Raw genomic sequence first — 12,547 nt, 5'->3', positions numbered from 1 at the left:
TTATTCAAGCATCAATTTGAATCTACTTTGCCATTTCGAATTGCACGGTCAAATTGACGTGCAGCGTAAGATCGCCGGAGGTCGAGTTGGAGAGCGACTTGTCCTCCGCCGCACCTTTGTTCCCCAGGGCGCCGTAAAAATACATGATCATCGGCGCCACGTCGGAATCGGATTTGCCCGATCCCTCCTCATGCACCGACAAGATCCGCCCCAGCTTGGCACGCGACAATTCGGCCAGCTTCTGGGCCTTGGTTCGCGAGTCGTCGATGGCCGCTTCGTAAGCCTTCTCGCGCAGGGCCGTGCTATCGGGCAGCTTGAACGACACCGTGGCGCCTCCCTCGCCCCCTTCCTGGGCGCGGAGCTGCATCTCTAAATAATTTGTCGCGGGAGCGGGACCGATTTGAAAGCCCGCGTCCTTGGCCACGTCGAGAATCTTGAGCAGTTTGTCGAGCAACTCATCCGGTTCGAGTTTATCGGCGTGGGCGAGGACGATGCGACTGGTTTCGGTGAGCCGAACTTTCTGGGTCGTGTTCGGCACCGCCATGCCGCGCATAATCATCATTTGGGTGTTGGCATCGGCGCCGCTACCCACCGAGACGCCTCCCGGAACGATCGAGAGGTCGGGATTCTTCAGGCCGGCGATCGCGGCCAGAGCCCGCTTCTTGGCATCGCGAAATTTCACGCTCGCATCGGCGGCCAACTCGGCCTCGGCGCTGAGCGTTGCCGACATCTCGATTTGCGTCGGCCGGCCCGTCGCCGAGCCGCTGCCGCGGACGACGATCCCCTCGTCGGCCAGCGCCGCGGAGACGATCGCTAGCGTCGTCACTGCGGCAATCGGCCTTGCCAGCCAGCGAGCGATTCGAGTGAGTTGCAGAATCTGTAGCTGCTTGTTCATAGGTCGCTCCTGGATCGCCAACACGATGACTCTATTTCGTCGCCTGCGAGTTCAGCTTGGTCGTCTTCTCGCGCCGGATCGGATAGGCCGTCACCGCCGTGTCGCTGATCCCGATCAGCTTGTCGCCGGCCAGCAATAACCGGCAGAGGCCCGACTCGCGATCCGCGCCGCGGAACACGCGGCGGATATCGCCATTGGCAGGATCGATATCGAAGATTCCGCGGGCCGTCGGCACGAAGACGTGCTCGGGGCATGCCAGCGGCTTGAGTGCGACGTTCTCGCCGGGAATCTTGGTGCTCCAAAGCAGCTTTCGCGATTTCAGATCGAGCGCCGACAACTCATGCCCCAGAAGATAGGCCGTTTGTCCATCGATCGCGGCAACCGATTCGTCGGCGGAAATCGGCCGTTTCCACTTAACGCTCGGTGCCGTAGGATCGAGCGCGTAGAGCAAACTCGCCGAGCCGTCCTTCAGATAAAACACTCCGTTGTCGTCGAGCAGCGTGCCCGGGGCTTCCACCGGAGTCACCATCATGCCGTTGAACCAGAATCGCTGGTTGTCCGTGGGAGGCTTAGTATCGTGCTTAAGCGCCCATTCCACCTGATGGCTGGCCAGGTCGATGGCCAGAAACGCGCCGTTGTTCGTCGCCACGTACAGCATTCCACCGACGGCGAGCATGCTCGGGCCGCCGAAGGTCAAGCCACCGCGCCAATTTCTGGTGTTTTGCGGAGTCCCGAGCTGCACCTGCCACTGCAATTGCCCCGTAGTCATGCTGATCGCAACCAAGTTCATGGTCGAATTGTTGGCCGCAATGGCGGCAGCATACGCGACGCCATCCACGACGTAAGGGACGGAGACAATCGTTTGCCCCAGTCCGCGAATGCTCCAAACCGTCTTGCCCGAAGCGGCATCCAAACATTCGAGGTGCAGATTGTTGTCTTGCCCCGATTGGCCGCCGAGCAGCTCACCGAGCAGGTTCTTCGATCCCTGACGCATGGCGAGCAGCTTGCTGCCGGCGGAAACCAAGTAGAAACTATCGAGCGACACTCCCTGCTGAAGATAATTGGTCACCTGTTGGGTCGCGTCGGTGAATTTGCCCGTGCGCCACAGCATCTTTCCCGTTTCCAAGTCGGCCGCGTAGATCGTTCCCAGCCAATTTCCGTAAAACCGCTTGTCGTCCACGGCACTGCCGGGAACGGTGCGAAGGTTCGACGAACTCATCGGCATTCCCGTTTGAGGATCGGTTATCCCAGTCAGGTTGGGGCCGACGACGCGAACCTGCCAGACGGGCTCGTCGGCGGCAGGCAACTGGATCACCTTGGCATCGGCAGACGGCTTCGCCTGGCTTTGCGATCCGCCGGAGAGAAGCGACTCGGCGAATTCCGCGGCGGCAACTTCCTGCCCGCCGATCGTCACCTTCTGATCGGCATACTGCTCACGCACCTGGGCCGCGACTGCGGTCAGCGCATCGCGGCGGCCGAGCTGCGAAAGAGCGGCGCAGCGCTTGACCTGCAGCTTGGCAATCGGCAATTGGCTATCGGGATAGGTTTCGACGACGAGCCGCCACATCTGTTCCGCGCCGGCGAAGTTGCCTTGCTCGAATAGCGCGTCCCCCAGCCGATCGGCCGCCAAGTCACCGACCCTCGTCAGGAAATAGACTTCAACGAGCTTGCGCAGCTTCTCCAGCTCGTCGGACGGCATCCGGACGCGAGTGTCTTGCACGCGGTCCCAAAGCTGCTTGGCGGCGGAGTCGTTGAACAGCCGATACGCTTCGCGCCCCTCGGGCGGAAGTAGGAGCAGACATTGTTTCACTCGGGCTCGGACGGGCACCAGAAAGCCGTCGCCGGCCGGGACCATGCCCCGGTTGTTGGCCTCGTCGATCGAGTTCAGGGCGCGAAAGGCAAGTTCCCACGATTTCTTACCGGCGTAGCGATTGAAGTCTTCAATCAATTCGACGATTTTGCTGTCGGCCCTGAGAACCGCAAACCCCTTGGATGCGTTGGCCTGATCGTCCGGCGTCGCCTCGGCGGTCGCCATGATGGCGACTTGGGCGTGCGCATGAATCGCCAGCCAGCAAACGATCGCGACGACGGCAACGATGGCGGCGGCGCGAAGCGATGCGCGGGCTGAGCGTTGGCACATCGTGCCCTGCTTTAGGTCCATAGCCGCCTCCGAATCAGAAGCTCGCCCGCGTGACCCGCCCGGCCCAACTCCTAAACTCCGACGAAGGACTTCGCCCCGCAATGCCGTTGAAGTCTCGCCGAGCGTAAGGCAGCGAACCCGCCGAGCGACCCGAGACTCAAGCGTCCCCGGCGCAAAGCGGCCTGAACGGCCGCCGGCAAGTCCTCAATCTCCGTTCGCGTCGTGACGGTTCTTCCGATGAACGCGCGCCATTCTAGTTGCCCGCGCGCAAGGTCGTCAACCAAATTCGGGGGCTGGGGGAAAAAGTGGGCCCCGACCTTGCAGGAGATCGCCGTTCTCTAAAAGTATTCTGTCCATTTCGAGGTGCTTGGCGCGCGAAACGTTCTGCATGGCGCGCGCGTATCTCGGCGTCGATCGGTCGTCAATCCACGGATAGTCCCAGTTCGTCGTGGTCCGCACAAACTCGGCAGCAAAGGCGGCACCCACCTCCAGGCATCCGGCCAACACCACATCGACATAGGATTGTGCGATGGGGCTATCCTTCGAGGGCCATCCAGGCTCGTTGGGAAGATAAATCCAAATCGGGTCTTCCACGACTTCCTGTCCGTTCCAGCCAACGACACGCGCGCGTTCCAATCTCGTCCGCGTATATCCTCGCTCTCGTCGATCGAACAGCGGCAAGTCGGCCGAGCGAACCGCTACGAGTGTCCCGTTCGTCACCGATTCGTCGCGACGCACGACGCCCAGCGCCGTCATTCCGGACTCTCGATCGACGAAGTTCCAAGCCCGTTGGACTCCCGTGACTCGGGCCGGAATCGCCACGCCCGACCCACCGGTTCTAGCTCGGCTCTCGGAGTTGATCAGGCTGCCATAAGCGAACACATAATGGATGGCCATTTACCTTCTTACCTCACGACCGGGCATTCTCGAGCTGCCACGCAAAGATGATCGCCGCGGATTGCCGCGCGGTCCGCGCACACCTACAATACCGCAATCGGCGATCACCACCAAGGCAACCGGCGATCTTGGAGGCGGCAATTTCGGTGGTCGCGACCTTCCGCGACTCGTTATATTATTGCCTTGAATCCTGGGCGGCATTGGATCGGGAGTCCATGCTCATCCGAGTCGGTTGCGAAGTTGCATTTACCTTTCCGCGTCCGGCGGCCGTCGTGCTGATGCTATACCTGCATCCGTCGCGCTCGCCGACCATTAGAAAGCCCGAGCGGCTTGAGTCAGAACCGTGGCTGCCGGTCACGGACTACACCGATTGTTACGGGAACCGGTGTGGCCGCGTCGTTGCCCCGGCCGGGCGAGTGCTGTTTCGCAACGATGCGATCGTCGACGACTGCGGCCTGCCCGACTTGCAAGTCCCGAATGCACCGCAGCAAGAAGTGCAAGATTTGCCACATGAAACGTTGCAGTTCCTGCTGGCCAGCCGTTATTGCGAGGTCGACAGCGAACTCAAGGACCTCAGTTGGAATCTGTTCGGCCGGTATCAACCCGGCTGGCAGCGCGTGCAAGCGATCTGCAGCTTCGTCCATCAGCACATTCGCTTCGATTACCAACAAGCGCGAGTCGATCGGACCGGGCTGGATGCATACCGCGAGCGCATCGGAGTTTGCCGCGACTACATGCACCTGGCGATCACATTTTGCCGGACGCTGAACATTCCCGCGCGGTACTGCACCGGCTATCTCGGTGACATTGGAGTGCCCGCCGCGCCTTATCCGATGGACATCAGCGCTTGGTTCGAGGCCTACTTGGGCGGACAGTGGTACGCCTTCGATGCGCGAAACAATACGCCGCGCATTGGCCGGGTGTTGATGGCGCGGGGCCGCGACGCCGCAGACGTCGCCCTCACGACAATCTTCGGCGCGAATCAGCTCCAGACTTTCAAGGTCTGGACCGACGAAGTCCCGCCTGGCACACTCACCGGATAAAAACTGTCGCCGAGGGTGCGCAGGTTTTGCGCGGGTCTCCTGACCCCGCACAGACCCCGACCGAAGGTCTCCCAATTCCCATATCCGAGATGCGGTCGCAGATGCGTCACGGTCGGGAGACCGCGCCGCAACAATGGTGGCCCGGATGCCAATCGACGTTCGCTCTTGGCTGGCAGGAGGATACAATGTGACGATGGCGTCAATAAGAGCCAGGCGCCGTTCCGCACGCCGACTTGAATCGTGGGAGCCTTGAACTATGGCAACGTCCGCACACTACCCGCATCTGACCCTGGGCGCCGATGGTACGGCTCGCATTGGCAAAACGCGGTACAAGGTGAGCCATTTGGCCGCCGAGCATTACCACCACGGCTGGACGGCGGAGGAGTTGCTGCGACAGCATCCCGACCTGCGGCCCGAGGAGGTCTACGCTGTGTTGACGTATTTCTACGACCATTACGAATCGATGGTCGCCGAGACGAAGGCGTCCGCCGCAGCCAACGACTCGACCCGACCCGCACAACCCGTTTCCAGGGAGGAATTACTGCGCCGTCGCACCGAGAAGGGAATCTGAGATGCCGTTCGGGCTGTACATGGACGTGCACGTGCCGCGGGCGATCACGGAAGGACTTCGCCGCCGCGCGGTTGATGTCGTGACCTCGCAAGAGGATGGAACCGGAGAGCATGACGACGACACTCTGTTGGCGCGAACCATGCAACTCGATCGGCTGCTGTTTACGCAAGACGAAGATCTTTTGGCAATCGCGGCCAAGTGGCATGCCGCTTAGCGCGATTTCATTGCAGTCATTTATTGCCACCAATTGGGCCCGGGCGTCGGTGAGGTCATCGAAGATTTGGAACTGATATCGTTTTGTGCGAGGCCCGACGAGGCGCGCAACAGCGTTTTCTATCTTCCGCTTCGATAGGGCATCCGAAAAAGCCGGCGCAAGCCGTCCGCAACGTCATCGATTCGATACTGAGTCACTCAACGAATCCGATCTCTATTGATTTGCTTCCGGATTGTCCCGCCGGTCACGCGTCCGTGCCTTAGAGCCTATCCGAGAACCGCCTGGGCAAAGGGGACAGTCCTAGGCGGTTCTCGGATAGGCTCTTAGCTCCGCCGCAAGTCGAGCGTCAGCGGGAATTCGCGGCTGTACTCTTCGCGCGGCGGGGGCATGGGGCCTGGGGTGTGGCCCATTTTGAAGAAGCGGGCGGCGCGGCGGCTTTCGGCTTCGTTGGCGTTGACGGGGAAATGCTCGTAATGCCGTCCGCCGGGATGCGATACATGCCAGGTGCAGCCGCCGAGCGAGCGATTGGACCAAGAATCGAAGATGTCGAACACCAGCGGCGTGTGAACGGGAATTCGCGGATGGAGGCAATTCGGCGGCTGCCAGGCCCGGTAGCGCACTCCGGCCACGAACTGTCCCGCCGTCCCCGTCGGGTGCAGCGGCACGCGGCGGCCGTTGCAAGTGACTAAGTGCCGCGAGTCGGTCATTCCGCTCACCTTCACTTGCAGCCGCTCGACCGACGAATCGACGTAGCGCGCCGTGGCGCCCCCCGCCGGTTCTTCTCCCAACACGTTCCACGGCTCGATCGCCGCGCGAAGCTCCAAGTTAAGCCCGGCGCAGGCAATCTGCCCATAAAGCGGGAGGCGGAATTCCAGATGCGGGGCGAACCATTCCGGCTCGAGCGGATAGCCGGCCTGCCGCAACTCGGCGATCACGTCGGCGAAATCCTCGGCGACGAAGTGCGGCAGCATGAACCGATCGTGCAGGATCGTCCCCCAGCGCACCAGTCGCCGACGATACGGCTCGCGCCAGAACCGGGCCACGAGCGCTCTCAGTAGCAACTGTTGCGTGAGGCTCATGCGGGAATGCGGCGGCATTTCGAATGCGCGGAATTCGACTAGCCCCAGCCGGCCCGACGACGAATCGGGCGAAAACAGCTTGTCGATGCAGAACTCGGCGCGATGCGTGTTGCCCGTTAGATCGGTGAGCAAGTTGCGGAAGACGCGATCGATCAGCCAGGGCGGAGAGGGCTGCCCTTCGGGAACTTGCTGAAAGGCGGTTTCGAGTTCATAGAGGCTATCGTGCCGAGCTTCGTCGATTCGCGGCGATTGGCTCGTTGGGCCGATGAATATGCCCGAGAAGAGATACGATAGCGACGGGTGATTGTTCCAATATGCCAAGAGCGAGCGGAGCAGGTCGGGCCGGCGGAGGAAAGGGCTGTCGGCCGCCGTCGGGCCACCGAGCACCACGTGATTGCCGCCACCCGTGCCGGTATGCCGCCCATCGAGCATGAATTTTTCGGTGCCGAGCCGCGACTGGCGTGCGTCGTGGTATAGACCGGTCGTGATCTTCACCAGCTCGTCCCAGTTGTGGCCCGGCTGAACGTTCACCTCGATCACGCCCGGATCGGGGGTCACCTTGAGGTTATTGATGCGATGGTCGTGCGGCGGCAGATAACCTTCGATCACCACCGGGAGCGACAGTTCGGCCGCCGTTTCCTCGATCGCCGCGGCGAGCGCCAGATAGTCCTCGAGATCGATCAGCGGCGGCATGAACACGTGCAGCCGTCCCTCGCGCGGCTCGACGCACAGTGCAGTGCGGACGACGTTGGGCGCCGATTCGCCGGTCGCTGGCAATGACGACGAGCGCGATTCGTGCATCGTCGCGGCCGAAGGGAACTGCCCGTTGTCTTCCGGATGGCCGTTCGTCTCCTGCGAGCCAGTCCCTTCGTCACCGACGGCTGCCTCTTGAAAAACATCGGCTTGGAGCGCGACGGTCTCGCCACTCGACGACAGTCGAACTGCCCGCGCCGGCTGCCGCTGGCGATGCGCGCTCGTCAATAGGAGAGTGCTTTGAACATGAGCCAGCTCGGGCCGCGGATACGCGTGAGGCCGCGCCGCCGCATCGCGCAGTTGCCGAGAAAGCTCGCTCGCCTTGGGCAATGGCCCGCGCGGAGCCAGCGGATCGAGGGCTTCAGCAAACTGCCGGTCCGCGGGCGCAGACCAAGGGAGCGAATCCAGCGGCAGACGGAATCCCATCGCCGAATCCCCGGGAATCAAGAACATGTGCTCGCGGCGGAGGAACCACGGGCCGCTCGTCCATCGCGGGCCCTCCGCAGTCGGGTCGCGGCGCAGCGGCAAGGCATAGCCCACGACGTGATCCAATCCCTGCTGAAAAATCTTGGCCAGCCGCGCTCGCTCGCCTGGATCGTCGAGCTTCGATTCCAGCGGATCGACATTGGTCGGCAGCCGCCGCTCCTTCCAAAGATAATGCCAGACATCTTCGTAAGCCGGGATCGCAAGATCGGCCGAAACGCCGAGCCGGGCAGCTAGCGCATCGACGAACACCTTCGCCTCGCCCTGGCCGTATCCGTAGTTGATCCGTTCGTCGGCAATCAAATCCGGATTCGACCAGATCGGCTCGCCGTCGCGCCGCCAATAGCAACTAAAGGCCCATCGCGGCAATGATTCGCCCGGATACCATTTTCCTTGTCCATAATGCAGCAGCCCGCCCGGGGCAAATCGCCGCCGCAAGCGCTTGATGAGGTCGCCGGCCAGCTTTCGCTTGTTCGGGCCGACGGCCGCGGTGTTCCATTCCGCGCCGTCCATGTCGTCGATCGAGACGAAGGTCGGCTCGCCACCCATCGTCAGTCGCACCGCCCCGGCCTCGAACTCCGCGTCGATGCGATGCCCGAGCGATTCGATCTCCTGCCATTGCGATTCGGTATAGGGCTTGGTCACCCGCGGGTCTTCGTGAATCCGCGCGACCGACATCGTGAAATGGAACTTGGACTCGCAGGCCTCCAAGCCGCCGCTCACAGGGGCGGCGCTCGCCGGTTCCGGAGTGCATGCCAGCGGAATGTGCCCTTCACCGGCAAATAGACCGGACGTGGGATCTAGTCCAATCCAACCCGCGCCAGGCAAATACACTTCCGTCCAAGCATGCAGATCGGTGAAGTCCTGTGCCGGCCCGACGGGGCCGTCCAGCGATTTCACGTCGGCGGTGAGCTGGATCAAATAGCCCGAGACGAAACGCGCCGCGAGCCCCAGATTTCGCAGAATCTGGACTAATAGCCAGGCCGAATCGCGGCACGACCCACTGCCGAGCGTGAGCGTCTCCTCCGGCTTCTGCACCCCCGGATCCATGCGGATCACATACTTGATCCGCTCGTGCAATTCTCGATTGAGCCGCACCAGAAAATCGACCGAGCGAACCTTCGCTCGATTCACGTCGGCCAAATAGTCGCTCAGCCTTGGCCCGACCGGCAGCGTCGTCAAGAACGGCTTCAATTCCTCCGCTAGCCACGATTCGTAGGTAAATGGAAACTCCTCGGCCGACGGCTCGAGGAAGAAGTCGAACGGATTGATGACCGTCATCTCGGCCACCAGATCGACTTCGACGGAATACTCGCGGGCCTTCTCGAGAAATACAAACCGCGCCAGAAAGTTGCCGTGCGGGTCCTGCTGCCAATTCACGAAATGGTTCTTCGGCAGGACCTTCAGCGAGTAGCTCAGGATCGGCGTGCGGCAATGCGGCGCGGGCCGCAGCCGGACGATCTGCGGAAACAGCGCGATCGAGCGATCGTACTCATAGTGCGTCTTGTGATTCAGCGCGACTCGGATCGACATAGTTGATTTCGCATTAACTTTGTGTTTGTATCTGCGCGCCGTTCGACCGCGATCTTCCGCGGCTGTCTCGCGCCGCGGGCACGGGGTGCATCCCGAAAAACGTCTCCGAAATCGCTTCGCCCGCCTGGTTCAGCCGCGTTTGGAAGCGGTCGATGAATTCATGAAGTCCGTCGCGGATGATATCGTCAATGTGGGCGTAGTCGAGTTCCGATCGCAAGCGGCCAAGCTGCTGCTCGGCAGTCGTGCGAAACGTGCCGCGCAAGCTGCCCGTAATCGCTAACAACGATTCCTCCGCCCTCAACAGGCAGAAGTGCATCGCCCGCGGAAACTCGCGGTCGAGCATCAGGAACTCGGCCACGTTGGTCGGCGTAATCCGGCCGTACCGCTTGCGATACATCTCGAGGGCGCTTGCCGACTCCAACAGGGCCGACCACTGGATCGTGTCGAGCGGCGTGCCAACCTCGGTGACGCTGGGCAGGAGCACAAAATACTTTACATCAAGAATTCGCGATGTCTTATCGGCTCGCTCCACGAGCCGTCCCATTCGGCCAAAATGCCACGGCTCGCCGTGCGACATGGTCGCGTCGGTGACGCCTTCCAGCAGATGGCTGGACAATTTAATCTGATTGAAGAAGTCATACGGTGCGTCCGTGGCCAGTCGTCCTGCCGCTTCCGAGCGAACCATCAAATAAAACTTGTTCAACTCCTCCCACATGGGCGAGGAGATCATTTCGCGCACCGTGCGGGCGTTTTCGCGGGCGATGCGCAGGCACGACAGAATCGAATTGGGATTCCGCTCGTCGAACGAAAGAAACTGAATGACGTTCTGCTGAGTCGGCTTGCCGAATCGCTCTTCGAAGCTGGCGTGATCTCCCGTGGTGAACACCAGCGGCGCCCATTGTTCGCCGCCATCCGCGCCGAGGTCGAGCGTGAGATTCAGATTCACATCGACAAACCGCGCGACGTTTTCCGCTCGCTCGATATAGCGGCTCATCCAGAAGATCGAATCGGCGACGCGACTAAGCACGAGAAAGGGACTGGGGGCTAGGGACTGGAGACAGGGAAACGAGGGACCGGCGTCCCTTGACGATTGACTCGCTTTCAACTGCTCGCGAATAATGCCGCCGGCTGAGATGAATAATGCTTATCGGCGCCGTTGCCATTCTTTAGAACCCAGGTGTCTTTACTGCCGCCTCCTTGCGAGGAGTTCACGACGAGTGAGCCTTTCTTGAGCGCGACGCGGGTCAGCCCCCCGGGCAGCACGTAAATCTCTTCGCCGTACAAGATATACGGCCGCAGATCGACGTGGCGCCCTTCCAGATGATCGTCGACGATCGTCGGCACGCGCGAGAGCGAGAGCATCGGCTGAGCGATATAGTTCCGCGGGTTCGCGCGAATCAAGTCGCGGTAGCGGTCCAATTCTTCCTGCGCCGCCCGTGGACCGAGCAAAATCCCGTACCCGCCGGATTCGTTGGCCGGCTTGATCACCAGCTTGTCGATGTTCAGCAGCACGTGCTGGCATTGATCCGCGTCACCGCAAACGAACGATGGAACGTTCGGCAGGATTTCATCCTCGTTCAGATAATACTTGATGATCTGAGGCACGAAGGCGTAGACGGCCTTGTCGTCGGCGATCCCCGTGCCCGGCGCATTTGCCAGCGCCACGCGCCCCTCGCGGTAGACGTCGATCAAACCCGGCACGCCAAGCACGGAATCCGGCCGAAACGCCAGCGGATCGATGAACTCGTCGTTCACTCGCCGATAAATCACGTCGACCCTCTCCAACCCCTGCGTCGTTCGCATCCACACGAAGCCATCCGCCACCGTGAGGTCGGCGCTCTGCACCAGCTCGATCCCCATTTGCTGGGCGAGGAAGCAATGCTCGAAATAGGCCGAGTTATAAATGCCGGGCGTCAATAGAACGACATTCGGCTCGCGCGGGCCACTCGGGGTGATGTATTGCAGCATCTCCAGAAGCCGTTCCGTGTAGTCTTCGACCGGCAGGATCGACTGCCCCTCGAAAAGCTGCGGGAAAGTGCGTTTCATCACCTCACGGTTTTCCAATACGTAGGAAACGCCAGAAGGGCAGCGGAGATTGTCTTCGAGCACGTAGATCTGACCGTCGCCGTTGCGGACCAGATCGGTCCCCGTGATGTGGCACCAGATGCCGCGCGGCGGTTTCAGCCCGGCGCACGGCTTGAGGAAGGCCATGCCCGAGCCGATGAGCCAATCGGGAATCCGCTTGTCGCGAATGATCTTCTGATCGTTGTAGAGATCGTCGATGAACAGATTCAGCGCGTGGATTCGCTGCTTCAGGCCGCGCTCGACGTAAGTCCATTCGTCGGCTTCAATGATCCGGGGAACGATGTCGAAGGGCCAGATTTTTTCCGTTCCCGCCTCGTGACCGTAGACGTTGAACGTGATTCCCATGTTGAGTAGCGCGAGGTCCGCCGCCTTCTGGCGGCGCTCGAGTTCGCCGGTTGAAAGCGAACGGAGCCGGCTAGCCAACTGCTCGCCACGCGGCCGAGGCTGGCCGCCGGCATCGTACATCTCGTCGTAAAAACCATCGGTGTCGTACCGATCAAAATCCATAACTATCCTCCGCCTTCCGCCCTATTCACTGCCTCCTGCCATCCGTCGGCAATCCGTAGTTGGACCACGGCCAGGCGCATCTGTAAAGCCACCAGCGCGCTCGGTTGAGGCACCATCGCAACGTATGCCCGGCAATTGGGCACCGCGCGGCGAGATCGTGGGCAGAAAGAGCAGCATTTCCGCCGTGTTTGACAATCCGGCGTTTTAGACGCAAACGCCGTGCCCCCTTTGGGACGGACGGCAATTGACGGTTCCCCTTTATTCGCCCGAATCGCGATCGAGCCGCCTCGCAAGTAGTCCCAGACCAATGAAACGGGTTCGAATCGCTTCAGACGGGATGCGCATGG

At 61.3% G+C, this 12,547-nt stretch carries 9 protein-coding genes; 3 read left to right on the top strand and 6 right to left on the bottom strand.

Annotation, left to right across the window (positions count from 1 at the left end):
• Positions 1-22 precede the first annotated feature (22 nt).
• The 3 genes from VGY55_19650 to VGY55_19640 form a co-directional block, all read right to left on the bottom strand.
• Positions 23-895 (bottom strand): SIMPL domain-containing protein, encoded by an 873-nt coding sequence (locus tag VGY55_19650; protein ID HEV2972198.1) that lies wholly within the window; start codon positions 893-895, stop codon positions 23-25.
• A gap of 31 nt (positions 896-926) precedes the next feature.
• Positions 927-3,056 carry a PQQ-binding-like beta-propeller repeat protein gene (locus VGY55_19645; GenBank protein HEV2972197.1) on the bottom strand — a complete coding sequence of 710 codons (2,130 nt, stop codon included), beginning with the start codon at positions 3,054-3,056 and terminating at the stop codon, positions 927-929.
• Between the two features lie 255 nt (positions 3,057-3,311).
• On the bottom strand, positions 3,312-3,932 hold the full coding sequence (locus tag VGY55_19640) for a gamma-glutamylcyclotransferase family protein (GenBank protein HEV2972196.1): 621 nt from the start codon (positions 3,930-3,932) through the stop codon (positions 3,312-3,314).
• Positions 3,933-4,147: 215 nt separating this feature from the next.
• Between VGY55_19640 and VGY55_19635 the strand changes: the two genes are divergently transcribed.
• From VGY55_19635 to VGY55_19625, 3 genes are all read left to right on the top strand, one after another.
• Positions 4,148-4,975 carry a transglutaminase family protein gene (locus tag VGY55_19635; protein HEV2972195.1) on the top strand — a complete coding sequence of 276 codons (828 nt, stop codon included), beginning with the start codon at positions 4,148-4,150 and terminating at the stop codon, positions 4,973-4,975.
• A 256-nt stretch (positions 4,976-5,231) separates the two neighbouring features.
• The gene (locus VGY55_19630; protein HEV2972194.1) at positions 5,232-5,546 is read left to right on the top strand and encodes a DUF433 domain-containing protein; all 315 of its coding nucleotides are present in this window, start codon (positions 5,232-5,234) and stop codon (positions 5,544-5,546) included.
• A gap of 1 nt (position 5,547) precedes the next feature.
• The gene (locus VGY55_19625) at positions 5,548-5,760 is read left to right on the top strand and encodes a DUF5615 family PIN-like protein (GenBank protein ID HEV2972193.1); all 213 of its coding nucleotides are present in this window, start codon (positions 5,548-5,550) and stop codon (positions 5,758-5,760) included.
• Positions 5,761-6,083: 323 nt separating this feature from the next.
• On the opposite strand, the gene VGY55_19620 is transcribed toward VGY55_19625, so the two are convergent.
• The 3 genes from VGY55_19620 to VGY55_19610 all read right to left on the bottom strand — a co-directional run bounded on the left by VGY55_19620 (position 6,084) and on the right by VGY55_19610 (position 12,200).
• Positions 6,084-9,608 (bottom strand): transglutaminase family protein, encoded by a 3,525-nt coding sequence (locus VGY55_19620; GenBank protein ID HEV2972192.1) that lies wholly within the window; start codon positions 9,606-9,608, stop codon positions 6,084-6,086.
• A gap of 13 nt (positions 9,609-9,621) precedes the next feature.
• A complete protein-coding gene (locus tag VGY55_19615) occupies positions 9,622-10,635 on the bottom strand; it encodes an alpha-E domain-containing protein (protein HEV2972191.1) in 1,014 nt (337 codons plus the stop codon).
• A 74-nt stretch (positions 10,636-10,709) separates the two neighbouring features.
• Complete coding sequence (locus tag VGY55_19610) at positions 10,710-12,200, bottom strand: circularly permuted type 2 ATP-grasp protein (protein HEV2972190.1); 1,491 nt, start codon at positions 12,198-12,200, stop codon at positions 10,710-10,712.
• Positions 12,201-12,547: the final 347 nt, after the last annotated feature.

Source organism: Pirellulales bacterium (genome assembly GCA_035939775.1).
In the GTDB taxonomy this organism is placed as follows: Bacteria; Planctomycetota; Planctomycetia; order Pirellulales; family DATAWG01; genus DASZFO01.
Note: the sequence above shows the minus strand (reverse complement) of the source record. Positions and strands in the feature narration are given on the sequence as shown.